We start from the raw sequence: 25,431 nt of genomic DNA, 5'->3' as shown, positions 1-25,431 counted from the left end.
CGCACACGCGATTTCGGAGGCGCCGCGCATGAAACTGTTGAGGAACGTCCTCGTCCTCTTCCTCGTCATCTACCTCATGCCGGCGCTCGCCTCGGCGGGCTACTGGTACATCAGGGACCGGCCGCAGAGCTGGCGGGAGGCGAACTGGCAATCCGCCGGCATCCTGCCCAGGGCCGAAGACACGCCGCAGGCGACGATCCACGTCTTCTCCGCCGCGACGGGCGGCCTGAAGGGCGCGGTGGCGAGCCATGCCTGGATCGTCACCAAGGCGGCGAACGGGAGCTACAACCGCTACGACAAGGTCGGCTGGGGCACGCCGGTGCGCAAGAACGGCTATGCGCCGGATGCCTTCTGGTATTCCAACACGCCGCGCGTGGTGGTCAGCGTCAGCGGCGAGGAGGCGGCGCGGCTGATCCCGAAGATCGAGACGGCCATCGCCGCCTATCCCTATTCCAAGCCGGGCGGCTACCGCATCTGGCCGGGACCGAATTCCAACACCTTCGTCGCGCACGTGCTGCGCTCGGTGCCGGAACTTGGCGTGGTGCTGCCGCCGGATGCGGTGGGCCGCGACTACCTGCCGGAAGGAAGGATCTTCGCGGTCGATCCCGACGGCTGGGACGTGCATGCGACGCTCTACGGCCTCGTCGGCATCTCGGCGGGGCTGCGCTCCGGGCTGGAGCTGCACATCATGGGCCTCGTCGCCGGCGTGGATTTCTATCGGCCGGCGATCAAGATCCCCGCCATCGGGCGCATCGGCGTGTAGCGTTCCACCGCGGATGCATGCCGCTCCTCCGTCGCGCTCGGGTCGGGCCTGAGCAAAACGGAGGAGCGGGAGGCGTGCTTTCGCCGCAAGCCTTCTGACAGATGATCCACCGCGAACCCGCAATGCGCACAAGGTCGAGATCGCGTCGGGCCTCGCCCGCACTCACCTTACAGCAAGGGCATGCGCATGGCGCGCCGTCTGGGCGCAGTTTCGGGCCTTCGCGGCCGCATTTTGAGTGAAAAGTCACGGCTTGAACTCCGTTTTGCGCCATGCCACGTCTGTTTCCACCGCATTCTGCATCAAGGCCCGTTTCCATGTCCGAGAGCATCGTATCGTCCAAGGAAACCGTGCCGCGGCTTTCCAGCCTGTTCTCCCGCGCCTATCTGTTCGGCACGCTGATGCTCGGCGGCGGCATCATGCTGCATGCGGTGGAGACCTATATCACCGCCACGCTGATGCCCTCGATCGTGCGCGATATCGGCGGCCTGCCGCTCTTCGCCTGGGCGACGACGATCTATGTCGCGGCCTCCGTGCTCGGCTCCACCTTCGTGGCCGTGCGGCCGGAAAGGGTGACGCTCAACCATTGCTACAGGGCCGGCGCGCTGCTCTTCGGCATCGGCAGCCTCGTCTGCGCGATCGCGCCCAGCATGGAGACGGTGCTTATCGGCCGGGCGATCCAGGGGCTCGGTGCGGGCTTCCTGGTGGCGCTCGGCTATGCCTTCATCCGCCATGTCTATCCCGAACCGCTGTGGAGCACGGCCTCGACGCTCTATGCCGCCGCCTGGGGCATCGCCACCTTCCTCGGCCCGACGATCGGCGGGATCTTCGCGGCCGGCAGCGCCTGGCGCGAGGCCTTCGCGCTGCTCGTGCCGCTGTCGGTGCTGATGGCCGCTTCCGCGCCGAAGCTGCTGCCGCCGGGTGACGGCGAGCGCGTGACGACGAAGACGCCCTTCCTGCAGATCGTGCTGCTCGTCGCCGCCGTGGTGGTGCTGTCCTTCGCCAGTTCCGTCACGGCGCCCCTGCTGCGCGGCGCCTTCGCGGCCGCCGCCGTGCTTGCGATGCTGGCGACGGTGGCGATCGAGCGCCGCGCCGAGGGACGGCTACTGCCGGCGGGCACGATCAGCCTCGGCTCGCCGCTTGCCCGGGTCTATCTCATTATGCTGATGCTGCTGGTGACGATCTGCTCGGATATCTACATCCCCTATTTCCTGCAGGTGCTGCATGGCGTGAGCCCGCTCGTCGCCGGCTATCTCGTGGCGCTGCTGGCGCTCGGCTGGACGGTCGCGGCCTTCGCCACCGCCGGCCTCAAGGGGCAGCGCGCCAACCGGGTGATCGTCGCCGGCGCGCTGATGGAGGCGCTGGCGACCGCCCTCCTCGTCGTCACGCTCGCCCGGCACAATCCGGCAAGCGGCCTCGTGCTGCTCGCGGTCGCCACCCTCTTCATCTTCCTCATGGGGTTCGGCATCGGCATGGGCTGGGCGCATCTCGTCACCCATGTGCTGCATCTTGCGCCGGCCGGCGAGACGGACAAGGCCTCGGCGGCGATCACCACCATGCAGGCGCTCGGTGCGGCCTTCGGGGCGGCGCTTGCCGGCATCATCGTCAATTCGACCGGGCTGGTAAGCCCCGGCGGGATCGAGGGGGCGCTGACGGCGGCGCGCTGGCTCTATGCGCTGCTGGCCCTGCCGGCGGCGCTGGCGATCCTCCTTGCCCTGCGCCTTCCGGCCGGAAAGGGCGACCCGGCGGGTTAAGGATCTGTTAAGGGAAACCGAGGGTCTTCGTTGCGACCCCGCCGTCTTCTGCCACAAACAACGGCAATCGCCCGCTGCGAACCCCGGCGATTCGGTCTTGAGAAGGAAACGGCTGGTGAAACGCAACGACGGGCACAGGTGGCCGGACGGGAGCGGCATGACGCATGTCGATGCGATCCTGCCGCTTGCGCTCATCCGGGACCGGGCGACAACCGATCTCGTCCTTTCCGGGCTCGACGCATCCGGCGTCGCCTTCGCGCTGTTCTCGCCGGAGGATGAACTGTCCTATGCCTCCGCCGCCTTCCGCGCGCTTTTCGACGTGCAGCCCGGCGCCCGCACCTTCGCCGACATCATGCGCCATTGCCATGCGAGCGGCGTCGGCCCGAAGATGAGCGGGCCGATCGATGCCTTCCTGGACATGGCCCATGCCAAGCGGCGCAGCCGCCCGCAGCGTGCCTTCGAGATCGACATCGGCGACGACCGCTGGTTCCTGGTGAACGAGACGCTGCTGGCCGACGGCTGGCTGTGGAGCGTCTTCACCGACATCACCATGCTCAAATCCAACGAGCGCATGCTGCAGATCGCCCGCGACGCCGCGCAGCTTGCCGCCGATACGGACCCGCTGACAGGCCTCCTCAACCGCCGCGCGGCGATGGCGCGGCTGGATGCGGAAATGCGCATCGCCTTCCGCGACGGCACGCGGCTTTCGCTCGCGCTCATCGATCTCGATCATTTCAAGGCGATCAACGACCGCTACGGCCATGCCAGGGGCGATGCGGTGCTCCGCCATTTCGCCGCAGCCGGGCGGCGGCAATTGCGCGGCGGCGATATCTTCGCCCGGATCGGCGGGGAGGAATTCCTCATGCTGCTGCCGGGGGCCGGCCTTCGCGAGGCGATGCATGCCCTGGAGCGCCTTCGCCGCCAGGTGGCACGGGCGGAAGACCGCGCCGGCCCCGGCTGCGCCTACACCATGTCGGCGGGCGTCGCGGAATATTGCGGCAACGGGGTGGAGGACCTGTTCGAGCGGGCCGACCGCGCGCTCTACAGCGCCAAGCGCCTCGGCCGCGACCGCATCGAGCAGGCACCCTGAGCCCTCATTCGAAGGTCAGCATGATCTTTCCGATGTGATCGCCGTGCTCCATCATGCGATGGCCGGCCGCCGCCTCGCCGAAAGGCATGACGGCGTGGATGACGGGGGCGATGCGCCCCTCCTCCAGCAGCGGCCAGGCGTTCTCCAGCAGCGCGTCGCGGATCTCCTGCTTTTCCGCCGCCGTGCGCGGGCGCATGGCCGAGCCCATCAGGTGCAGGCGCTTCTGCAGGATCGGCGCAAGGCTGACCTTCTCCGCAAAGGTGCCGCCGAGGAAGGCGATGATCGACAGGCGCCCGTCGCGGGCGAGCGACTTCAGGTTCCGCTCGAAATAGGCCGCGCCGATCATGTCGAGGATGACGTCGACGCCGGCCCGGCCGGTCTCCTCGGCGATGACGGCGCAGAAGTCCTCGCTGCGGTAGTTGATCGCGCAGCTGGCGCCGAGATCGAGGCAGGCGGCACATTTCTCCGCCGTGCCCGCCGTGGTGAAGACGCGCGCGCCGAAGGCGCTGGCGAGCTGGATCGCCGTCGTGCCGATGCCGCTGGTGCCGCCGTGGATCAGCACGCTCTCGCCGGGCTTGAGGCCCGCCATCATGAAAAGGTTCGCCCAGACAGTGAAGAAGGTTTCCGGCAGGGCCGCCGCCTGCACCGCGTCGAAGCCTTTCGGAAACGGCAGCGCCTGGCCGGCCGGCACCGCGCAATATTGCGCATAGCCGCCGCCATTGGCCAGCGCACAGACCCTGTCGCCGAGCGCATAACCGGTGACGTCGTCGCCGAGCGCCACCACCTCGCCGGCGATTTCGAGCCCGAGGATGGGGCTGGCATCGGGCGGCGGCGGATAGTCGCCCTTGCGCTGGAGCACGTCCGGCCGGTTGATGCCGGCGGCCGCGACGCGCACGAGGATCTCGCCGTTCTTCGGCTGCGGCGTGCGGCCCTCCATCACCACGAGATTGTCGGGGCCGCCATGCTCGCTGAGCCCGACATAGGCCATGGATGAGGGAAGTGACATGGGCGTATCTCCCGGCAGGTGTGAGGTGGCGCTGTCTTGCGGCGATTCTAGCCGAAAGCGCGACTCTTTTGAATCGCCTGCGGCCGTTTGCGCGACAGAAACGTCGATGGCTTTCGGCTCGAAGGGCCTGCCCCCTCCGTGTCAATGCAGGCCGGCCTGCGGCCCCGCATCCGCGCATCCCGTGGACAGGACGAGCCCCGCGTCGCTGCCCTTGGCATCCGCCTTCAGGCCGGCGATGCGGCTGCTGATCAGCCCCGCCTCGCCGATGACCTCCCCTTCCGGCAGGACGAGAACGACGGCCGAGCAGCGCATCAGCGGGAAGGTCGTTTCCTGGCCGGCGCGGTCGCGGCCGCGGATCTCCCCGGCCAACTGGTCCTCCGGCGAATAGAGCAGGCGCACCTCGCGGGCGAAATCGGCCAAAAGGCGCTCCAGCATCGTCCGCACCGCCTCCACGGAACGGCCGGAAATGCCGGCGAAGAAATCGTCGCCCCCGACATGGCCGATGAAGACGTCCTCGCCGACGAAGTCGCGGCGCATCAGCGAGGCGAAGAGCGAGAGCGCGAGGTCGCCCTTGTGGAAGCCGTAGTGATCGTTGAACGGCTTGAAGTTGTCGAAATCGAAATAGCACAGGCACCGGATCTGGTCGCCATCGAGCGCCTTGTCCTGCAGGTAGTCGCGGACCGAACGGTTGCCGGGAAGGCCGGTCAAGGGGTTCTGGTCCTCCGCCGTCTTCAGCCGCTTCTCGTTGATGATCTTCAAAAGCGAGGAGGCCGACAGGATGCCGGCATAGCGCAGGTTCTCCGTCAGGATCACGCATTCATTGCCGCCCATGCCGGTGAAGACGTCGAGCAACTGCTCGGCGGGCGTGTCGAGATCGGCGATCGGCGCCATGGTGACGAAATGCGACAGGCTCTTCTGGTAGAGCTTGTTCTTCAGGAGATCGCGGCCGAACGGGTGATAGGAGAGTTCCTTGACGTGATATTCGTGCAGGATGCCGCGCGGCTCGTCATTGGCATTCAGCACCGGGAAGAAGGTGCGCTTGGGATCGCGCCGGAAGAATTCGAAGACCGATTCCAGGCTCTCGTTCTCGCGCAGCACCGCGACCTGCTCGATCTCGCGGCGGATGAGGATGCTGTCGAGCGTGCGGGAGGAGCGGCGGCGCCCGCCGGCGCGCGCGACCTGCGCATAGACCGGGCCCAGCGCGGAAAAATCCGTGACGGGGCGCGAGACGAACCAGCCCTGCACGAGATCGCAGCCGGCATCGCGGCAGGCGATGAACTCCGCCTCGCTCTCCACCCCTTCCGCGATGACGCGGATGCCCAGCACATGGGCGGCGTTGACGGTGTTGCGCACGAGGTGGCGCTTGCGGGCATCCGCCTCCATGCCCGAGATGAAATGACGGTCGATCTTGAGATAGTCGACCGGGTGGTCGCAAAGCAGCTTCAGGCCGTTGTGGCCGACGCCGAAATCGTCGATGGCGAGCTTGAAGCCGGCAAGGCGCAGTTTCCGCACAAGGAGGGCGAATTCCGGCAAGGTGTCGTTGTCGAAGCGCTCGGAGATCTCGAAGCAGATCGAGGAGGCCGGGATGCCGGCGCGGGCAAGATGGCCGGCAAGGCGCTCGACGAGATCGGCGCCTTCCGGCACCAGGCGGGAATCGAGGTTGACGAAGAGCGTGCGCGAGCGGAAATCCGGCAGCGCGGCGAAGGCGGCGATGGCGCGGCTGTTGACCATGTGCTCCAGCGCCAGCAACTGCCCCGCCTCGTGCGCCCGGTCGATCAGGTCGAGCGGCGAGCGGAAGCCGAGGCGATCGAAGCCGCGCATCAGCGACTCGTAGCCGAAGACCGCCCCCGTGGCGGCCTCGACGATCGGCTGGAAGGCCGTTTCGATCACCAGCTTGGCGAGCGTGACGATCTCGCCATCTCCGAAGCGGCGAAGGGCAAGCAATTCGGCGGCGGACATGCGCGGCTCCGAGACATGGACATTGCCGCGAAGTTTCTCCGCCGAGACCTGAAAAAACCGTTTCCGTACTGTGACAGTTCGATGAAATCTCAATGACTACAAGGAGTTGAAAAAGGTTTCCCTCATATAGGCAGCGCCAGCAGCAAGGCACCGCCGCCGATCATCAGAACGGCCAGCCAATGGGCCGTGGAAAGCTGCTCGCCGAGGAACAGGACGGCGAAGACGGCGACCAGAACGACGGAGAGCTTGTCGACCGGCGCGACCTGGGCCGCCTTGCCGATCTGCAGTGCGCGGAAGTAGCAAAGCCAGGAGGCGCCGGTCGCAAGGCCCGAGAGAACGAGGAAAATCCAGCTTCTCGCCGGCACCGAGGCCGGCGCCTGCCAGTTGCCGGCCAGCGTCAGCATGAGGGCGAGCGCCAGGAGGATGACGACCGTGCGCACGAAGGTGGCAAAGTCGGAATTGATCTCCGTGATGCCGATCTTGGCGAAGATCGCCGTCAGCGCGGCAAAGACGGCCGAGCCGAGCGCCCAGACCTGCCAGGACGTCAGGAACGCTTTCACACTGCACCTCCTGCGAGCATAAGGCGCGAAACTGCAAGTCCCGCCGCCACGGCGAGCAGCGAAAAAATCACCGACGCGCCGATATAAAGCGCCGCCAGGCCTGCCTCGCCGCGCTCCCAGAGCAGCGCCGCATCGAGCGAGAAGGCGGAAAAGGTGGTGAAACCGCCAAGGATGCCCGTCGTCAGGAACAACCGCATTTCCTGCGGCAGGTGGCCGCGGAAGGCGAAGGCGCCGGCGATGAGCCCCATCAGCAGGCAGCCGAGCACGTTGATGAGAAGCGTGCCGGCGGGAAAGGCCGTGCCGAGCAGCCGGGCGGCCAGCACGTTCACCCCATGGCGCCCGGCACCGCCGATGCCCGCGCCGAGAAAGACGATCAGATAGTTCATGTCCGTTGCCCTCACAATCCGTTGGTGCGACCTCCGGACAACAAAAAACCGCCCTCGGGCGGTCGCAGAACACGCTCCCGCCGTCGACGGCCATCGCTGGCCAGTCTTGGCAGGAGCTATCAGCCGGTCACACGGCAGTTGTCGGGGAGCTCCATCCCCATCCCACACGGTTTTTCTAGGCGCTGCCGCCGCGCCTGTCAAACGCCGCCCCGCCGGCATCCGGCGGAGCGGCGGCAATGAAGCCTACGTTCGCAGCGCCAGGCCGAAGGCGATCAGCGCCCAGCCCTGCATGGCAAGGTCGAAGGCGAGGAAGAGGCCGAGCAGCCAGAGACTGTTGACCGGCCAGCCGAGGAGGAAGACGAGGCCCGCGAGCGCCGTGACGATGCCGCCCGCAAGCAGCCAGCCCCAACCCTTTTCCGGCCGGACGCGCATGGCCGCAAAGATACGGAAGAGCCCCGCGACGAGGAGCGCTGCGGCCATCAGCAGGGTGAGCACGGCCGAGGTCAGCACCGGGTTGACGAAGGCGAGCACGCCGGCGGCAAGATAGAGCAGCGCGCTCAGCGCCCAGGCGATCGTCTCCCGCCAGGCTTTCACCTGGAAGGCATGGGCCAGATGCACCGCCCCGCCGACGATCATCAGCATGCCGACATAATAGACCGAGGCGACCGTCGCCCAGAAGAGATTGGCCGCGGCGATGCCGCCGAAGACAAGCAGGACGACGCCGAGGGCGACGAACCAGCCCCATTTGGCGCGCACGTCCGCAAGAGGGTTCATTCCGGGAGACAGGACCATGGTGCACCTCGAAAAAAGAATGAAAACAAAGGCAGGCTAGCATGGAACGCCCCCTCTTCGCGACGGCCAATCGACGCAGCGCGCGCCACGAAGATTTTTATTGATTGATCACTCAATTAAAAATACGCTTGCGGAAAACCAGGGAAACGCCATGCCGAAAGTTGGAATGGAGCCGGTGCGCCGCAAGGCGCTGGTGGACGCGACGCTCAGGGCGGTCGGCGACCATGGCTCGCTGGCCGTCACCATGTCGGAGATCGCCCGCCATGCCGGTGTCTCCCCGGCGCTTGCCCATCACTATTTCGGCTCCAAGGAACAGCTCGTCATCGAGACGATCCGCAGCCTCCTGCGCCAGTTGCGCGCCGATGTGGTGGCGGCGCTGGCGGCGGCGACGACGCCGCGTGAACGCCTTTCGGCGGTCATCCGCGTGAATTTCCAGGCGCACCAGTTCGCACCCGAGACGGTCGCGGCCTGGCTTGCCTTCTATACCGAGGCGCAGCGCTCCGAGGCGGTGCGCCGCCTCCTCGTCGTCTATGCGCGGCGGCTGAACTCCAACCTGCTGTCGAGCCTCAAGCCGCTCTGCCCGGCCGGGACCGCCGGGGAGATCGCCGACGGGGCGGCGGCGATGATCGACGGGCTCTATCTGCGGCAGGGCCTGAAATCGGCGCCCGTCAGCATCGAATCCTCGATCGCGCTGACGGAGAGTTACGTGCAGGCGCAACTGGCGGCGGCGGGTGCGGCCGGCGCCGTCGCAGGATCGCCCCCGCCCGCCGCAGGGCGGCGGCCTCCCGCCACCGCGCCGAGGTAGAACCGTCCAGAGCTTCGTTTCCCCCTTCAAGGATCCGCCCGTGACTGCCAGCAAGCCCAACATCCTGATCATCATGGTCGACCAGCTCAACGGGAAATTCTTCCCGGACGGGCCGGCCGACTTCCTGCATGCGCCGCACATGAAGGCGCTCGCCGCGCGCTCGGCGCGGTTCCGCAACAACTACACCTCCTCGCCGCTCTGCGCGCCCGCCCGCGCCTCCTTCATGGCCGGGCAACTGCCGAGCCGCACGCGGGTCTACGACAATGCCGCCGAATACATTTCCTCGATCCCGACCTTCGCGCATCACCTGCGCCGCGCCGGCTACTACACGGCGCTGTCGGGCAAGATGCACTTCGTCGGGCCGGACCAGCTCCACGGTTTCGAGGAGCGGCTGACGACGGACATCTATCCCGCCGATTTCGGCTGGACGCCGGATTACCGCAAGCCGGGCGAGCGCATCGACTGGTGGTATCACAACATGGGGTCCGTGACGGGCGCGGGCGTCGCCGAGATCACCAACCAGATGGAATATGACGACGAGGTCGCCTTCCTCGCGGGTCAGAAGCTCTACCAGCTCTCGCGCGAGAACGACGACGCGGCGCGGCGCCCGTGGTGCCTCACCGTCTCCTTCACCCATCCGCACGACCCCTATGTGGCGCGGCGGAAGTTCTGGGACCTCTACGAGGACTGCGAGCACCTGCTGCCCGAGGTCGGCATGCTGGAGGAACAGGATCCGCACTCCGCCCGCATCCTGCATTCCTGCGACTACGCCAAGTTCGCCATCAGCGGCGAGGACGTGCGCCGCTCGCGCCAGGCCTATTTCGCCAACATCTCCTATCTCGACGAGAAGGTCGGCGACCTCGTCGACACGCTCAAGCGCACCCGCATGCTGGACGACACGCTGATCCTGTTCTGCTCGGACCATGGCGACATGCTCGGTGAGCGCGGCCTGTGGTTCAAGATGAACTTCTTCGAGGGTTCGGCCCGCGTGCCGCTGATGATATCAGGCCCGGGCGTCACCCCCGGCCTGCATCTCGCACCGACGTCGAACCTCGACGTGACGCCGACGCTCTGCGACCTCGCCGGCATCTCCATGGAAGAGGTGATGCCCTGGACGGACGGCGAAAGCCTGCTGCCCGTCATCAACGGCGCGGAGCGGACGGCGCCGGTGCTGATGGAATATGCGGCCGAGGCCTCCTATGCGCCGCTCGTCGGCATTCGCGAGGGCAAGTGGAAATACATCCATTGCGAACTCGATCCGGAGCAGCTTTACGATCTGGAGGCAGATCCGCTCGAACTCACCAACCTTGCGGCCTCGGACGATCCTGTCATCAAGGCGACGCTGGAAGGCTTCCGGCAGATGCGCGAGGCGCGCTGGGACATGGCCGCCTTCGACGCGAGCGTACGCGAGAGCCAGGCGCGGCGCTGGGTGGTCTACGAGGCTTTGCGCAACGGGGCCTATTATCCCTGGGACCACCAGCCGCTGCAGAAGGCCTCCGAGCGCTACATGCGCAACCACATGAACCTCGACAATCTGGAAGAATCCAAACGCTATCCGCGGGGAGAATGAGATGAAAGCCCAACCGAAAGCCTCGCACTTCATCGACGGCGACTATGTGGAAGACGCCGCCGGCACGCCCTTCGACAGCATCTACCCCGCCACCGGCGAGGTGATCGCGCGCCTCCACGCCGCAACGCCCGCCATCGTCGAAAAGGCCATCGCCTCGGCCAAGCGCGCCCAGAAGGAATGGGCGGCGATGAGCCCCACGGCGCGCGGCCGCATCCTGAAGCGGGCGGCCGAGATCATGCGCGAGAGGAACCGCGAGCTGTCCAAGCTGGAGACGCTCGACACGGGCAAGCCGATCCAGGAGACCATCGTCGCCGATCCGACCTCGGGCGCCGACGCCTTCGAATTCTTCGGCGGCATCGCGGCCGCCGGCCTCAACGGCGACTATATCCCGCTCGGCCAGGATTTCGCCTTCACCAAGCGCGTGCCGCTCGGCGTGTGCGTCGGCATCGGCGCGTGGAACTATCCGCAGCAGATCGCCTGCTGGAAGGGCGCGCCGGCGCTCGTCTGCGGCAACGCCATGGTCTTCAAGCCCTCGGAAAACACGCCGCTCGGCGCGCTGAAGATCGCGGAAATCCTCGTGGAAGCCGGCCTGCCGAAGGGGCTCTACAACGTCATCCAGGGCGACCGGTCGACCGGCCCGCTGCTCGTCAACCATCCCGATGTCGCCAAGGTCTCGCTGACCGGCTCGGTGCCGACGGGCAGACAAGTGGCGGGCGCCGCCGCCGCCGACCTCAAGCACGTCACGATGGAGCTCGGCGGCAAGTCGCCGCTCATCGTCTTCGACGACGCCGACCTCGAAAGCGCCATCGGCGGGGCGATGCTCGGCAACTTCTATTCGACGGGGCAGGTCTGCTCGAACGGCACACGCGTCTTCGTGCAGAAGGGCATCAAGGACAGGTTCCTGTCGCGCCTGAAGGAGCGGACGGAAAGGATCGTCATCGGCGACCCGATGGACGAGGCGACGCAGCTCGGCCCGATGGTCTCCAGGGCCCAGCGCGACAAGGTTCTCGACTATATCGAGAAGGGCAAGGCGGAGGGCGCGAGGCTTCTGACCGGCGGCGGCATTCCGAACGACGTGTCGGGCGAAGGCACCTACATCCAGCCGACCGTCTTTGCCGACGTCACCGACGACATGACCATCGCCCGCGAAGAGATCTTCGGCCCCGTCATGTGCGTGCTCGACTTCGACGGCGAAGACGAGGTGATCGCCCGCGGCAACGCCACCGAATTCGGCCTCTCCGGCGGCGTCTTCACGGCAGACATCACCCGCGCCCACCGCGTCGTCGACCAGCTCGAAGCCGGCACGCTCTGGATCAACACCTACAACCTCTGCCCCGTGGAAATCCCCTTCGGCGGCTCCAAGCAATCCGGCTTCGGCCGCGAAAACTCGCTGGCCGCGCTGGAGCACTATTCCGAGCTGAAGACGGTGTACGTGTCGATGGGCAAGGTCGAGGCGCCGTATTGATTTGATGGTGAATGCCCCTCATCCGCCTGCCGGCACCTTCTCCCCGCCTGCGGGGAGAAGGTGCCGGCAGGCGGATGAGGGGCAAACCCCACCCAGGGAAAGAAACGGTCATGCAGAACGCAGACTACATCATCATCGGTTCCGGCTCCGCCGGATCGGCGCTCGCCTATCGCCTCTCGGAGGACGGCAGGCATACGGTCATGGTGCTGGAATATGGCGGGTCGGATATCGGGCCGTTCATCCAGATGCCGGCCGCGCTCGCCTGGCCGATGAGCATGAAGCGCTACAACTGGGGCTATCTCTCCGAGCCCGAGCCGAACCTCAACAATCGCAGAATCACGGCGCCGCGTGGAAAAGTGATCGGCGGGTCGTCCTCCATCAACGGCCTCGTCTATGTGCGCGGGCACGCGGAAGACTTCAACCGCTGGGAGGAACTCGGCGCGCAGGGCTGGGCCTATGCGGACGTGCTGCCCTACTACAAGCGCATGGAGACCTCGCATGGCGGGGAAACCGGCTGGCGCGGCACCGACGGGCCGCTGCACGTGCGGCGCGGGCCGGTGACCAACCCGCTCTTCCACGCCTTCATCCAGGCCGGGCAGCAGGCGGGTTTCGAGCTGACGGACGATTACAATGGCTCCAAGCAGGAAGGCTTCGGCCTGATGGAGCAGACGATCCACAACGGCCGGCGCTGGTCGGCGGCGAACGCCTATCTGCGCCCCGCCATGAAGCGGCCGAACGTCTCGCTCGTGCGCTGCTTCGCGCGGAAGATCGTCATCGAGAACGGCCGGGCCGTCGGCGTCGAGATCGAGCGGGGCGGCAGGATCGAGGTGGTGAAGGCGAACCGCGAGGTCATCGTCTCCGCCTCCTCCTTCAACTCGCCGAAGCTCCTGATGCTCTCCGGCATCGGTCCGGGGCAGCACCTGAAGGACATGGGGATCGAGGTGAAGGTCGACCGGCCGGGCGTCGGCGCCAACCTGCAGGACCACATGGAGTTCTACTTCCAGCAGATCTCGACGAAGCCCGTCTCGCTCTATTCCTGGCTGCCGTGGTTCTGGCAGGGGGTGGCGGGCGCGCAGTGGCTTGTCTCCAAGGGCGGGCTCGGCGCCTCCAACCAGTTCGAGGCCTGCGCCTTCCTGCGCTCGGGACCGGGGCTGAGGCAGCCGGACATTCAATACCACTTCCTGCCCGTTGCGATCTCCTATGACGGCCGGGCGGCGGCCAAGAGCCACGGTTTCCAGGTGCATGTCGGCTACAACCTGTCGAAATCGCGCGGCAACGTGACGTTGCGGTCCGCCGATCCGATGGCCGATCCCGTCATCCGCTTCAACTACATGAGCCATGAGGAGGACTGGGTGAAGTTCCGCCATTGCGTGCGCCTCACCCGCGAGATCTTCGGCCAGAAGGCCTTCGACGAGTTCCGCGGGCCGGAAATCCAGCCGGGCGCCGCCGTCGAGACGGACGATCAGATCGACGCCTTCCTGCGCGAGCACCTGGAAAGCGCCTACCATCCCTGCGGCACCTGCCGCATGGGCGCGGCCAGCGACCCGATGGCGGTCGTCGATCCCCAGACCCGCGTCATCGGCGTCGAGGCCCTGCGCGTCGCCGACTCGTCGATCTTCCCGCACGTGACCTACGGCAACCTCAACGCGCCGTCGATCATGACCGGCGAGAAGGCGGCCGATCACATTCTGGGCAGGCAGCCCCTCGCCCGCTCCAACCAGGAACCGTGGACGAACCCGCGCGCGGCGATCAGCGACCGCTGAAAAGTTTGGAACCTTGACGGCTGCACGGAATTGAGGCGGGCATTCGCCTCAAAGGGGGACCCTGTGGCAACGTACAAAAAGGTTTCGCATCGTCATATCCGCAAGGAGACCGACCTCGTCGTCACGCTGATCGAGGGCATCGGCGGTCCTTGCGCCTTCATCACCGATCCGGCGCAGGGCCGCGACACGATCCCCATTCCCGTGGAGGAGGCGCTCGCCGGCGCAAGGCAGGTGATCGCCGGCGAGCCCAGGCCGCGCGACATCGTCATCGTCGATGAGGACGACCTGTGGGACGAGCGCTGGGGCACGCTCGCGCCGCATCCCGAACGAAACGTCAGATGAAGGCGATCCAGCGCCCCGCCAGCAGCGCACCGAGCCAGATAACCATCGAAAGCAGCGCCTGCATGCGCAAGGCGGGCGGCGCGCTGTCCGTCGCCATCGCCGCCTGCCAGGCGCCGCGCGCATGCAGGACAAGCGCATTGACGATGCCGAGGGCGACGAGCGCGACCTTGACGAGGAAGGCGGGGTTCGCCGCATATTCCTGCGGCCGCACGGAAAAGAGGCAGAGGCCGGTCGCGAGCGCGGCGACGACGCCGATCGCCGCCGTGCGCGAGAGCAGCGGGCCGACGGCGGCGATCGGCGCGGCGCGGACGAGGCCGGCGAGCCGCAGGTCGAGCGGCAGGATGGCCCCGACGATGAGGCCGATCGCCAGGACATGGGCGGCGTTGACGACGAGATAGAGCGTGCCGGACGCCTTCAGCGCGGCGGCGACCGGCGTCGTCGAGAGCCAGGCAAGCGCCTCCATCCCCGCCCCGTCAATTCGTCTCGATGCGCTCGGGATAGATGTCGAAGACGTTTCCGGCGACGGTGATGCGCACGGCCTTCATGCGCTTCTCGTTCTGATCGAGCGAGCGGTTGCCGAGAACGACGATCGTGTCGCCCGGCTTGGCCGAGCCCTCGACGAAGCCGGACCGCTGCGTCTGGCGCGGATTGCCGAGCTCTATGTTCCACACGCCGTCCGACGCCGTTTCGACCTCCAGCGAAGGGTGCGGCGGCGCGATCGAGACGGTGCGGATCGTGCCGGTGAGTTCGGTCTGCTCTTCCTCGGCCCAGGTCCAGCCGTGATGCGCGAAGGCGGCGAAAGCGGTCATCGACGCGGCGGCGGCGAGGACGGTCATTCGTGTTGTTGCGGCCTGCATGGCGTTCTCCTCTGTCTCTTCTGCCCCGACAGATAGGATACGCGCCCGCGCCGGCGAGGCCGTTCAAGGATAGTTGAACGGCACGCCCAAATGAAAAGGCCGGGCAATCGCCCGGCCTTCCTGTCTGCTTCCGACCGGAGGCTCAGAAGAAGAAGAAATCGTTGGCGTGCAGGTCCGCCTTGTCGATGCCTTCGAGCTTGATGGTGTTCTTGCCGTAGTCGATGATGAGATCGCCGGACTTTTCCGTGGCGTGCGAGAGCACGCCGTTGAAATTCTTCAGCACCGACTTGTCGAGGCGGATCACGTCGCCCTTGGCGCTGCCGGCCTGGAAGTCGGTGATCGTGTCGTTGCCCTGGCCCTTCTTGAAGATGAACACGTCGTTCCCGGAGCCGCCGGTCAGCTTGTCGTTGCCGGCCCCGCCGTCGAGCGTGTCGTTGCCGGTTCCGCCCGAAAGCTTGTCGTTTCCGGCATCGCCGTAGAGCTTGTCATTGCCCGCGCCGCCGGAAACCGTGTCGTTGCCGCCGCCGCCCTTCAGCGTGTCGTTGCCGTTGTTGCCGGAGATCTTGTCGGCCTTGCCGAAGCCGGTGAACGTGTCGTTGCCGGTGCTTCCCGAAAACTCGATGGCGTTGGCCTTGAGGAGTTTCTGGAGGCTGGTCGTCGCGCCGCCATCGGTGTTCTTGCCGCCCATGATGTCGCTCAGTATCTTGCTGGCAAGGGTCTTGTCCGTCACGTTGAGGCCGGTGATGTCGATGTCGGAAACCGACTTGAAGCGGGAGCCGACGAGCTCGACCTTGTTGCCGAAGGTGACGACGTTCAGCGAGCCGCTGATCTTGTGAGTCGCAAGGTCGTATTCCCACTTCGCCTTGCCGGAGGTCAGCACGACGCCGAAGTCCTTGACATTGGTGCTGGCATATTGCGTGCCGCTCATGGCCATCGGGTCGGTGCTGTTGAAGGAGCCGTAGCCGTCGCGAAGATAGGTCTTGTCGAAGCTGGCAAGGTAAGCGCCGAAATTGATGCCCTTGCCATCCTTGTTCGCATCCTTGACCGCAATCTTGATCGCCATTTCTCGTTCCTTCCTGACAGGCGCCCACGCGCCCTGATACTTGAATTCAATACTCAGCTATTAAATCTGATTTTTGGTGTCAAGTTTTTTGAGCGCCCCTGCGCGCTCATCCAAGGCGGCAGGATTTCTGCCCGTGGCGCGAGTTGGAGAGATATTTGCTCCCGTGCCGACATTTCCGAAATCCGTTTTGCTGTCTCGCGCCGGACAAGGCTGCGATAATCCGGCAACTTCTCGCAAAGGCATGAAATGGAATGACTGCTCTCACCGGAAACGGGACCGCGCAGGCCCTGAATGACAAACTCGCCGAACTCGACCTCGCCGGCCGGCTGGCGCTGGTGGCTGGGCTTGGCGGGCGTTCCGTCTTCACCACCAGCCTCGGCATCGAGGACCAGGTGATCACGGCGGCCATCGGCACGGAGCGCCTCGGCGTCGACGTCGTGACGCTGGAGACCGGCCGTCTCTTCCAGGAGACCGTCGACCTCATCGGCGAGACCGAGGACCAGTACGGCATCACCATCACGCGCTATCATCCCCGCCAGGAGGATATCGACGCCTATGCCGCGCAATATGGCCTCAACGGCTTTTATGAAAGCGTCGAGGCGCGCCACGCCTGTTGTGGCGTGCGCAAGCTGAAGCCGCTTGCGCGCGCGCTCGAAGGGGCATCCTTCTGGATCACCGGCCTGCGCCGCGGCCAGTCCGGCAACCGCGCCGACACGCCGTTCGCGGAGTTCGACGCCGAGCGGAACCTGATCAAGATCAATCCGCTGGCCGACTGGGACATCGAGCGCATCAAGGCCTATGTCGCCGACAATGCGGTTCCGGTGAACCCGATGCACCGGCGCGGCTATCCCTCGATCGGCTGCGAGCCCTGTACGCGCGCCATCAAGCCCGGCGAGCCCGAGCGCGCCGGCCGCTGGTGGTGGGAGAACGACGAGAAACGCGAATGCGGCCTGCATGTGCCGGAATCGGCGATCCCCTCCCTCGAATCGAGCGCCCTTTAAAGTTCATCCGCCCCGAGGGGCGCAGTACTCCGGAGTTACCCCTTTCATGTCCGATATCCGTCCCGAAGCGGAAGCGAAGCACAGTGCAACGCAGAAGCCGCCGCTCGATCCGCATCTGAAGGCGCTGGAAAACGAGGCGATCCACATCTTCCGCGAGGTCGCCGCCGAATTCGAGCGGCCGGTCATGCTCTATTCGATCGGCAAGGACTCTTCCGTCCTGCTGCATCTTGCGCGCAAGGCCTTCTATCCCGGCCGCGTGCCCTTCCCGCTGCTGCACGTCAACACGGGCTGGAAGTTCGCCGAGATGATCGCCTTCCGCGACAAGGTCGTGAAGGACTACGATCTCGACCTGATCGAGCACATCAACCCGCGCGGCGCGGCGGAGAACGTCACGCCCTTCACGCACGGCTCGGCGCTCTATACCGACATCATGAAGACCGAGGCGCTGCGCCAGGCGCTCGACGCCGGCAAGTTCGACGCGGCCTTCGGCGGCGCGCGGCGTGACGAGGAAGCCTCGCGCGCCAAGGAGCGCATCTATTCCTTCCGCACGCCCGACCACCGCTGGGACCCGCGCAACCAGCGCCCAGAACTGTGGAACATCTACAACGGCATGATCCGCAACGGCGAGAGCGTGCGCGCCTTCCCGCTGTCCAACTGGACCGAGGTCGACATCTGGCGCTACATCCAGGCCGAGGATATCCCGATCGTGCCGCTCTATTTCGCGGAAAAACGCCCCTATGTGGAGCGCGACGGCATGATGATCCTCGCCGAGGACCCGCGGCTCGAACTGCTTCCCGGCGAAGTGAAGCAGGAAGGCGTCATCCGCTTCCGCACGCTCGGCTGCTTCCCGCTGACCGGCGCCATCCGCTCCAACGCCACGACGCTCGACGACATCATCGCCGAGCTGGAGACGGCCACCGTCTCCGAACGCCAGGGCCGCGCGATCGACCGCGACCAGTCCGGCTCCATGGAAAAGAAGAAACGCGAAGGGTATTTCTGAGATGACCGTTTCCGCCACTGCAACCGCCGAGGTATTTTCCTTGGAAGAAACGGCCCCTGAACACGCCCGCGCCATCCGCGATTCCCGCCCGCTTCGCCTCATCACCTGCGGCTCGGTCGACGACGGCAAGTCGACGCTGATCGGCCGCCTGCTCTGGGACACCAAGGCCGTCAAGGAAGACCAGGCCGCGACCCTCCACCGCGACAGCGGCAAGCAGAACGATCTCGGCCTGCCCGATTTCGCCCTCCTTCTCGACGGCCTGCAGGCCGAGCGCGAACAGGGTATCACCATCGACGTCGCCTATCGCTACTTCTCGACGGACCGCCGCTCCTTCATCGTCGCCGACACGCCCGGCCACGAGCAGTATACCCGCAACATGGCGACCGGCGCCTCGACGGCGGACCTTGCCGTGCTGCTGGTCGATGCCCGCGCCGGCATTCTCGAACAGACGCGCCGCCACGCCACCATCGCCTCGCTGATGGGCATCCGCCAGTTCGTGCTGGCGGTCAACAAGATCGACCTGACGAACTACGACCGCGCCGGCTTCGAGCAGATCACGCACGACTTCAAGGAATTCGCCCTGACGCTCGGCGTCAAGCAGATCGTCGCCATCCCGATGTCGGCGCTGAAGGGGGAGAATGTCGTCTATGACGGGCGCGCCGCCATGCCCTGGTATGACGGCCCGACGCTTGTCGAGACGCTGGAGAAGGCCACCACGCGCTCCAACCAGACGGTCGGCTTCCGCCTGCCGGTGCAGCGCGTCTCGCGCCCCGGCGAGAGCTTCCGCGGCTATCAGGGCACCGTCGCCGGCGGCTCGGTGAAGCCGGGCGACAGCGTCGTCATCCTGCCCTCCGGCATGGTGGCGAATGTCAGCAAGATCGTCACCTTCGACCTCGTGCGCAACGCCGCCGTCGCGGGCGATGCGATCACGCTGGTGCTCGACCGCCAGGTGGACGTGGCGCGCGGCGACATGATCGTTGCCATCGACAGCCAGCCGATGACCGGCCGCGGCTTCGACGCCCAGCTCGTCGCCCTCCAGCCGGACGGCATCGAGCCCGGAAAGCGCTACTGGCTGAAAAGCGGCTCGCGCCGCCAGCGCGTCAGCGTCGAGCCGGTGAGCCAGCTCGACCTGAAAAGCTCCAAGTGGAGCGCCACGGACAAGCTCGGCATGAACGCCATCGGCAAGGTGCACCTCACCTTCGACGAGCAGGCGATCTTCGACAGCTACGAGCAGAACCGCACGACCGGCGCCTTCATCCTGATCGATCCCGACACCAACAACACGGTGGCCGGCGGCATGATCACCGGCCGCCGCTCGGAGATCGGCGGCATCCACAAGGACGATCAGCGCGTGCTGCTCTCCCTGCCGGCCGACCTCGCCGAAAAGATCATGGCGACCGAACTCTTCGCCAACCGCCGCCAGGACGTGGACGTGCGCCACACCAGCGCGGGCCGGGCGGCGGAGATATTGGCGGATCTGGACGAATAGGGCTTCGACGCAAGGTTGCCCCCTCATCCCGCTGGCGGATAAGGGGCCGCGTCAGCTTCGAGAACAAAAAAGGGGCCACGCGGCCCCTTTTTTCATGTGTCGTGCGCTCAGAAGAAGAAGTACCAGAGCAGGAGAACGACGAAGAGCGGAACGCCCATCAGCCAGAGGATCAAAGCCCGAGCCATCGAAATTTCCTTTCCCAAACCGTTGTGTCGATCGGGAAATGGCCGGGGCGCCAAATTGTTCCATCAGCAGTTGGTGAAAGGCCGCCTCACCGCTCGCGGAACGCCTTGGCGAAATAGTCGGCGAGCGGCTTGACCAGATATTCCAGCGGCGAGCGCTCGGAGGTCTGGATGAAGGTCTCGACGGGCATGCCGGGCATGACATGCTTGTCGCCGAGCTTGATCATCTCGCCGGCATCCGGCTTGATCTCGGCCTTGTAGTAGGTGGCGCCGGTGCGCTGGTCAGCGAGCACGTCGGCGGCGACCTTTGTCACATGGCCGAAGATTTCCGGCGTCGAGCGGTGGTCGAAGGCGGCGAAGCGGATATGCGCCATCTGGCCGACATGGACCTGGTCGATCTGCGTCGGCGGGATCTGCGTGGTGATGACGAGGTCCTGCTCCTGCGGGATGATGTAGAGCAGCGGATCGGCCGGGCGGATGACCGAGCGCAGCGCGTGGACCTGCATGCCGAGCACGACGCCGGCCATCGGCGCGGTGATGTCCATGCGGCTCAGCGTCTCCAGCTTGGCGTTGCGGTTCTCCTTGAGCTCGGCGACCTTCGCCTCGATCTCGCGCAGCGCCGTCGTCGCCTCCTCGCGCACCGTCGAATGGATGTTGAGGATGGCGATCTCGATTTCGGCGACGCGGCCGGCATTTTCCGCGATGTTGGCACGGGCCTGGCTGATCGTGCCGAGGATTTCCGCCTCCTCGCGCTGCAGCGCCAGCACGCGGCTGGCATTGGTCAGCGACTGGGCGAGCAGCTTGTTCTGGGCCTCCAGTTCCTTGCCGATCAGGCCGAGCTGGGTTTCCAGCGCCTTGATGCGGCTTTCCAGGCCCTCGTTCTGCTTGGCGATCTGCGCCTTCTTCTCCTGGAGCTGGGCGACCTGCTTGCCGCGCGTTTCGGCGCGCGCCGCCATCAGCCGCTTCTGGCCGGCGACGATCTCGGCCGCTCCCGGGTCGGTGGCGACGGCTTTCAGCAGTTCGGGATCGAAGCTGATCTCGGCCGTCTCGTCCTGCTCGGCCTGGAGGCGCGCGGCGGTGCCGAGCAGGCTGAAGAGCTGGCCCTCGATGACGGCGAGCTCGGAGCGGTCGAAGGTGTCGTCGAGGCGCATCAGCACATCGCCCGCCTTCACCGTGTCGCCCTCCTTGACGCGGATCTGGCCGACCACGCCGCCCGTCAGGTGCTGCACGATCTGGCGGTTGCTGGCGACCTCGATGATGCCGCCGGCGACGACCGCGCCGTTGATGCGCGTCAGCGCCGCCCAGGCGCCCATGCCGCCGAGCAGCACGAAGACCGTCGCATAGCCGGCGATCGCATAGCCCCGGCTGGTCCACTTCTTGTCCTTGGCGCCCGTTTCGCGAACCATGGCTGTAAACCCTTACTTGTTGCTGCCGCCCGTGCCGGCGACGACCTGCGTGTGGTTGCGCAGATGCGCGCGCAGCACGTCGTCGCGCGGGCCGAAGGCCAGGCGCTGGCCGTTTTCCATGATGAGGATGAGCTCGCATTCCTCGATCGCCGCCGGGCGGTGCGCCATGATGACGACGGACTTGCCCTCCGCCTTCAGGTTGCGGATGGCAAGGTTGAGCGCCATCGAGCCCTCGGCGTCGAGGTTGGAGTTCGGCTCGTCGAGCACGATCAGCACCGGATCGCCATAGAGCGCGCGGGCAAGGCCGACGCGCTGCTTCTGGCCGCCGGACAGCCGCCCGCCCATGGCCGGCAGCTTCGTGTCGTAGCCGTCCGGCAGGCGCAGGATCATGTCGTGCGCGCCGGCCTTCCTGGCCGCTTCCACCACCTTCACCGGGTCGGGATCGAGCGCCATGCGGGCGATGTTCTCCGCCACCGTGCCCTCGAACAGCACGACATCCTGCGGCAGGTAGCCGACATGTTCGGCAAGGCCGTCCGTGCCGTACTGCTCCAGCGAGGCGCCGTCGAGGCGCACCTTGCCGGCCGCCGGCGGCCAGATGCCCGTCAGCACGCGGGCGAGCGTCGACTTGCCGGAAGCGCTCTGGCCGATGACGCCGAGCGCCTGGCCGGGATGCAGCTCCAGATTCAGCATGCGCAGCGTGGCGACCTGTTCGCCGGGCGGCACGACCGTGACCTGCTCGACCTCCAGGATCGCGCGCGGCTTCGGCAGCGCGGTGCGCGGATCCTCCTCCGGCACGCGCGACAGCAATTGGGCGAGGTTGCGCCAGCCCTGCCCGGCGCGCTGGATGAGCGACCACTGGCCGATCGCGCCCTCGATGGGCGCCAGCGCCCGGCCGATGATGATGGAGCTGGCGATCATCGCGCCGGCGGTGATCTCGTTCTGCAGCACCAGATAGGCGCCGAGCGCCAGGATCGCCGACTGCAGGAAGACGCGGAAGGTCTTCGAACTGATCGAATAGAAGCCGTTGCTGTCGGAATAGCGGATATTGGCCTCGAGCGCCTTGTCGCGCAAAAGCTGCCAGCGGCCGGCGACGGCGCGGCGCATGCCGAGCGCGCGCACCGTGTCGCTCTCCTTCTGCAGCGTCTGGGTCATCTCGTCGCTGAGCCGGCCGGCGATCATCGCCCGCTCCTGATCTTCCTTCGTGCCGTTCTGGTTGAGCCAGGTGAGCCCGACGAGGATGAGGCCGCCGACGATGCCGAGCACGCCCATCCAGGGATGGAAGGTGAAGATGACGAAGAGGAAGAAGGGCGTCCACGGAATGTCGAAGACCGTGAAGAGCGCGGGCGAGGACAGCACCTTCTGGATCGCGTCGAGATCGCGCATGCCGGTGACGGTGGAGATGCCCTGGGCATGCAGGTTCGTGCGGTCGAGCACGGCGTTGAAGACGCGCTTGTCGAAGCGGGCCTGGAAGCGGGCGCCGATGCGCGCGGCGACGCGGCTGCGGATATGGTCGAGCACGCCCATGACGAAATAGAGGCCGATGATGAGGCCGGTCAGCGCCACCAGCGTCGCCTCCGAGCGGGAGGAGAGCACCCGGTCGTAGATCTGCAGCATGAAGAGCGGCCCGGTCAGCACGAGCAGGTTCACGAAGAAGCTGAAGAGCCCTATGGCGAGAAAGCCCGCGGCGCTCGATTTCAGCGCCGTCCTGAGTTCCTCTACACCGGCCTTGCCCGATGGAAGCATGACAATGTCTCTTTAAAGATCGACGCCGGAAGCCGGCCGATGGGACGACCGTCATCCGGGCGGCGAAGGGCCACTCGACCACCCCGCCGCGACCGGCCGGATGCGGGGGCCGCCCGCATGGCTGCGCGCGTCCTCGTTTGAAGACGGTATAGGGCCCGATTTATTCACAAATCAACAGAATTCCGACGAAGCGATCAAAACATAACCCAAACAGTCATGTTTTCTTGTCGCGCGTCGGCGCTTCCTGCCCGTCGCTTTTGATCTCGATCTTGGCGAGAATGAAGAGCACGAGGAAACACGCACCGGTCGCGACGGCTGCGACGAACCAGTAGCCGAGGCCGATCGAAAGCCCGACGGCGCCGGCAAGCCACATGCCCGCCCCCGTCGTCAGCCCCTTCACCTCGCCGCGCGAGAAGACGATCATGCCCGCGGCGAGGAACGCCACGCCCGACGTGACCGCCTCGATGACGCGCAGCGGATCGATGCGCACCTGCTCGTCGGAAAAGTCCGCCATGTGCACGCTCTCGATGGACAGGATGGCGAAGACGCAGGCCGCGAGCGCGACGAGGATATGGGTGCGCAGCCCCGCCGCATGGGCGCGGTATTCCCGTTCCGCCCCGATCACCGCCCCGAGCAGGATCGCGCCCGTCATGCGGGCGAGGAGCACGGGATAGGGCACCGCGGTGCGTGGAAAGAGGTCGGCGATGATCTGTTCCATGGCGCGCAAACGCGAAAACCACACACCGGTTCCCGCCGCGCGCGCCCCGCAAGCAAAAATCGCCCGGCTTTCCGGCACTTTCCCCAACAGCACGATTTTTTTTGATATTTTACGCTTGTCGAAACGAAAAGCCTGTTCTATAGAGGCGCCGCTGGTCACGGAGTGTAGCGCAGTCTGGTAGCGCACCACGTTCGGGACGTGGGGGTCGAGTGTTCGAATCACTCCACTCCGACCAGCGAAAATCCTTTTAAAACAAGGATTTACAGCCATGCCGAGGGCTGACAAAAACTTCCCGATATGAAAACTGACAGAAACTCTGACAGAAACCCCCTCGCCGGTCCGTGACGGTCGAACCGAAAAGACCCTCCAAAGAGGCCCTTCCTGTTCAATCGGCCTGCCTCGTAGGCAGCACTGCCATTGCTCGGACCTCGGCAATAAGGTCTCCAAAGGGGCCGATAGCTGCCATTCCGCTGTCAATCAGACCTAGCATATAGTTGCCACTCCGCCGCCACCTCATGTCAGTCGTCCAAGGCTACCAACGGCTTTCAGAAGCCGCTGTTACTGAGCGAATTCCCGGAAATCAACCTTCAATCCTGGATAGTCACCCAGCAAGCATACAGTCGAAACCATTAGCAATGCGATGAACAAGGCCACCTAACGAGCCGACTTCATCGGGCTACTACTTCCACTGGGTCGCGGCAGGGATGAATTCCTTATAAAATAGGCGGCTCAGCGAATCGCGATGGGGGATTGAATGAATATATCGCCTGAAGCTCTACGAAATTTTGCCATCTTCCACCCCGTCGCCCTCGAAAAATACCAGCAGATGGTCGCCAAAGGCGGGCGGTTCGTCCATTATTGCAGCGCGGAGGCTGCGTTTCACATTATCAAGTCGAGGCGCATGCGTTTACGTAATGCCGCGGTGATGAACGATTTTATGGAGATTGAGCACGGTTCTGCCTGCCTCGCTCATGCGTGGCATAGCGAAACAGGAAGGCGTCTGATCGGGCTGATTGACGGGTTGTTCCCTGACGTCAGCAAAGAGGTCGCAAAGCTCATAGACGGCTGGGTGCCATCCTTCCGCTCCGACACCTTCATCACCTGCCTTTCTGAACACGACGATGATGAGGACGAGCTAGGTCGTTTATCGATGTGGCGGGCGTACGGAGGAACGTCCGGCGTCGCAATAGTACTGAACCCCAGTGTGTTCCTTACTCAGGCTGACGCGCTGCCCGCATTTACATCGCCAGTGGCCTATCTCTCAGAAGCCGACTTTGAGCGTGAGTTTGGACGGGTCACGGATAACGTGGCTGCAAACCTCGAATTTCTAAAGGAAAATGGACGGCAAGAACTCGTCGACTCGCTATTTCATGCGCTTCGCCTCGCCATGCTCTGCACCAAGCATCCAGGTTTTAGAGAGGAGCGGGAATGGCGAATTGTCTATGCGCCGCACATTAACCGTTCGGAGCGCATCGAAGAGAGTGTAGAGATTATCCGAGGCACACCACAAATTGTGCACAGCATCCCGTTTCAGGATTTCCCGGAAGAGGGCTTTATGGGAGCTGAGCTGCCAAAGCTCATCAATCGCGTTATCATAGGACCAACCGAGTTCCCCGCTGAACTGCGCAAGGCAACGATGGCTCTCTTAATAGAGGCCGGTGTGCCAGATGCTGGCAACAAGGTTGTTTGCTCAACAATCCCACTACGCCAATAGGGGCAA

At 65.5% G+C, this 25,431-nt stretch carries 23 protein-coding genes, 1 tRNA gene and 1 riboswitch; of the genes, 13 read left to right on the top strand and 11 right to left on the bottom strand.

Annotated features, from left to right (window positions below; translation table 11 throughout):
• The first annotated feature begins 28 nt into the window (after nucleotides 1-28).
• The 3 genes from shn_RS04985 to shn_RS04975 all read left to right on the top strand — a co-directional run bounded on the left by shn_RS04985 (nucleotide 29) and on the right by shn_RS04975 (nucleotide 3,604).
• On the top strand, nucleotides 29-763 hold the full coding sequence (locus shn_RS04985; protein ID WP_064329418.1) for a DUF3750 domain-containing protein: 735 nt from the start codon (nucleotides 29-31) through the stop codon (nucleotides 761-763).
• Nucleotides 764-1,077: 314 nt separating this feature from the next.
• The gene (locus shn_RS04980) at nucleotides 1,078-2,514 is read left to right on the top strand and encodes an MFS transporter (RefSeq protein WP_064329417.1); all 1,437 of its coding nucleotides are present in this window, start codon (nucleotides 1,078-1,080) and stop codon (nucleotides 2,512-2,514) included.
• A 115-nt stretch (nucleotides 2,515-2,629) separates the two neighbouring features.
• On the top strand, nucleotides 2,630-3,604 hold the full coding sequence (locus tag shn_RS04975) for a diguanylate cyclase (RefSeq protein WP_168168892.1): 975 nt from the start codon (nucleotides 2,630-2,632) through the stop codon (nucleotides 3,602-3,604).
• A 4-nt stretch (nucleotides 3,605-3,608) separates the two neighbouring features.
• Here shn_RS04975 and shn_RS04970 read toward each other — a convergent pair whose 3' ends face one another.
• From shn_RS04970 to shn_RS04950, 5 genes are all read right to left on the bottom strand, one after another.
• Entirely contained in the window at nucleotides 3,609-4,610 is a 1,002-nt protein-coding gene (locus tag shn_RS04970; protein WP_084437783.1) for an NAD(P)H-quinone oxidoreductase, read from the bottom strand.
• 141 nt (nucleotides 4,611-4,751) lie between these two features.
• Entirely contained in the window at nucleotides 4,752-6,569 is a 1,818-nt protein-coding gene (locus tag shn_RS04965) for a bifunctional diguanylate cyclase/phosphodiesterase (protein WP_064329415.1), read from the bottom strand.
• Between the two features lie 122 nt (nucleotides 6,570-6,691).
• Nucleotides 6,692-7,129, bottom strand: coding sequence for an EamA family transporter (locus shn_RS04960; protein WP_064329414.1), 438 nt, complete (start codon nucleotides 7,127-7,129; stop codon nucleotides 6,692-6,694).
• Nucleotides 7,126-7,515 carry a fluoride efflux transporter CrcB gene (crcB, locus tag shn_RS04955; RefSeq protein ID WP_064329413.1) on the bottom strand — a complete coding sequence of 130 codons (390 nt, stop codon included), beginning with the start codon at nucleotides 7,513-7,515 and terminating at the stop codon, nucleotides 7,126-7,128. The genes shn_RS04960 and crcB overlap by 4 nt, the downstream gene beginning before the upstream one ends.
• Before the next feature lie 103 nt (nucleotides 7,516-7,618).
• Nucleotides 7,619-7,683: riboswitch (Fluoride riboswitch) on the bottom strand.
• A 75-nt stretch (nucleotides 7,684-7,758) separates the two neighbouring features.
• Nucleotides 7,759-8,307: an HdeD family acid-resistance protein gene (locus tag shn_RS04950; protein ID WP_064329412.1), complete on the bottom strand. Its 549-nt coding sequence runs from the start codon at nucleotides 8,305-8,307 to the stop codon at nucleotides 7,759-7,761.
• Between the two features lie 151 nt (nucleotides 8,308-8,458).
• Here shn_RS04950 and betI point away from each other — a divergent pair, with 151 nt between their 5' ends.
• The 5 genes from betI (at nucleotide 8,459) to shn_RS04925 (ending at nucleotide 14,252) form a co-directional block, all read left to right on the top strand.
• On the top strand, nucleotides 8,459-9,112 hold the full coding sequence (gene betI / locus shn_RS04945; RefSeq protein WP_084437779.1) for a transcriptional regulator BetI: 654 nt from the start codon (nucleotides 8,459-8,461) through the stop codon (nucleotides 9,110-9,112).
• 40 nt (nucleotides 9,113-9,152) lie between these two features.
• The gene (gene betC / locus shn_RS04940) at nucleotides 9,153-10,682 is read left to right on the top strand and encodes a choline-sulfatase (protein WP_064332445.1); all 1,530 of its coding nucleotides are present in this window, start codon (nucleotides 9,153-9,155) and stop codon (nucleotides 10,680-10,682) included.
• Between the two features lies 1 nt (nucleotide 10,683).
• A complete protein-coding gene (gene betB, locus shn_RS04935; protein ID WP_064329411.1) occupies nucleotides 10,684-12,147 on the top strand; it encodes a betaine-aldehyde dehydrogenase in 1,464 nt (487 codons plus the stop codon).
• A gap of 110 nt (nucleotides 12,148-12,257) precedes the next feature.
• Nucleotides 12,258-13,910 carry a choline dehydrogenase gene (gene betA, locus shn_RS04930; protein WP_064329410.1) on the top strand — a complete coding sequence of 551 codons (1,653 nt, stop codon included), beginning with the start codon at nucleotides 12,258-12,260 and terminating at the stop codon, nucleotides 13,908-13,910.
• 63 nt (nucleotides 13,911-13,973) lie between these two features.
• Entirely contained in the window at nucleotides 13,974-14,252 is a 279-nt protein-coding gene (locus shn_RS04925) for a hypothetical protein (RefSeq protein WP_064329409.1), read from the top strand.
• Here the strand turns inward: shn_RS04925 and shn_RS04920 are convergent.
• From shn_RS04920 to shn_RS37510, 3 genes are all read right to left on the bottom strand, one after another.
• Nucleotides 14,245-14,715: a DUF6644 family protein gene (locus tag shn_RS04920; protein ID WP_064329408.1), complete on the bottom strand. Its 471-nt coding sequence runs from the start codon at nucleotides 14,713-14,715 to the stop codon at nucleotides 14,245-14,247. The genes shn_RS04925 and shn_RS04920 overlap by 8 nt on opposite strands.
• 10 nt (nucleotides 14,716-14,725) lie before the next feature.
• Nucleotides 14,726-15,088: a DUF6152 family protein gene (locus shn_RS04915; protein ID WP_084437777.1), complete on the bottom strand. Its 363-nt coding sequence runs from the start codon at nucleotides 15,086-15,088 to the stop codon at nucleotides 14,726-14,728.
• 163 nt (nucleotides 15,089-15,251) lie between these two features.
• The gene (locus shn_RS37510) at nucleotides 15,252-16,172 is read right to left on the bottom strand and encodes a hypothetical protein (RefSeq protein ID WP_064329406.1); all 921 of its coding nucleotides are present in this window, start codon (nucleotides 16,170-16,172) and stop codon (nucleotides 15,252-15,254) included.
• Between the two features lie 251 nt (nucleotides 16,173-16,423).
• Here shn_RS37510 and shn_RS04905 point away from each other — a divergent pair, with 251 nt between their 5' ends.
• From shn_RS04905 to cysN, 3 genes are read left to right on the top strand one after another with little or no spacing between them, the layout of a single operon-like run.
• Nucleotides 16,424-17,173 (top strand): phosphoadenylyl-sulfate reductase, encoded by a 750-nt coding sequence (locus shn_RS04905; protein WP_064329405.1) that lies wholly within the window; start codon nucleotides 16,424-16,426, stop codon nucleotides 17,171-17,173.
• A 46-nt stretch (nucleotides 17,174-17,219) separates the two neighbouring features.
• Nucleotides 17,220-18,173, top strand: a complete 954-nt coding sequence (cysD, locus tag shn_RS04900) for a sulfate adenylyltransferase subunit CysD (protein WP_064329404.1) — start codon at nucleotides 17,220-17,222, stop codon at nucleotides 18,171-18,173.
• A 1-nt stretch (nucleotide 18,174) separates the two neighbouring features.
• Nucleotides 18,175-19,662, top strand: coding sequence for a sulfate adenylyltransferase subunit CysN (gene cysN / locus shn_RS04895; RefSeq protein ID WP_064329403.1), 1,488 nt, complete (start codon nucleotides 18,175-18,177; stop codon nucleotides 19,660-19,662).
• 271 nt (nucleotides 19,663-19,933) lie between these two features.
• On the opposite strand, the gene shn_RS04890 is transcribed toward cysN, so the two are convergent.
• From shn_RS04890 to shn_RS04880, 3 genes are all read right to left on the bottom strand, one after another.
• Nucleotides 19,934-21,250: an HlyD family type I secretion periplasmic adaptor subunit gene (locus shn_RS04890; protein WP_064329402.1), complete on the bottom strand. Its 1,317-nt coding sequence runs from the start codon at nucleotides 21,248-21,250 to the stop codon at nucleotides 19,934-19,936.
• Between the two features lie 12 nt (nucleotides 21,251-21,262).
• Nucleotides 21,263-22,993: a type I secretion system permease/ATPase gene (locus shn_RS04885; protein ID WP_064329401.1), complete on the bottom strand. Its 1,731-nt coding sequence runs from the start codon at nucleotides 22,991-22,993 to the stop codon at nucleotides 21,263-21,265.
• Nucleotides 22,994-23,207: 214 nt separating this feature from the next.
• Entirely contained in the window at nucleotides 23,208-23,711 is a 504-nt protein-coding gene (locus tag shn_RS04880) for an MgtC/SapB family protein (RefSeq protein ID WP_064329400.1), read from the bottom strand.
• 158 nt (nucleotides 23,712-23,869) lie between these two features.
• On the opposite strand from shn_RS04880, the gene shn_RS04875 reads away from it, so the two are divergent.
• Nucleotides 23,870-23,946, top strand: a tRNA-Pro gene (locus shn_RS04875).
• A 519-nt stretch (nucleotides 23,947-24,465) separates the two neighbouring features.
• Entirely contained in the window at nucleotides 24,466-25,425 is a 960-nt protein-coding gene (locus shn_RS04870) for a DUF2971 domain-containing protein (protein ID WP_084437774.1), read from the top strand.
• Nucleotides 25,426-25,431: the final 6 nt, after the last annotated feature.

This window comes from Shinella sp. HZN7, from assembly GCF_001652565.1.
Lineage (GTDB): Bacteria > Pseudomonadota > Alphaproteobacteria > Rhizobiales > Rhizobiaceae > Shinella > Shinella granuli.
This window is presented reverse-complemented; position numbering and strand designations above follow the sequence as displayed.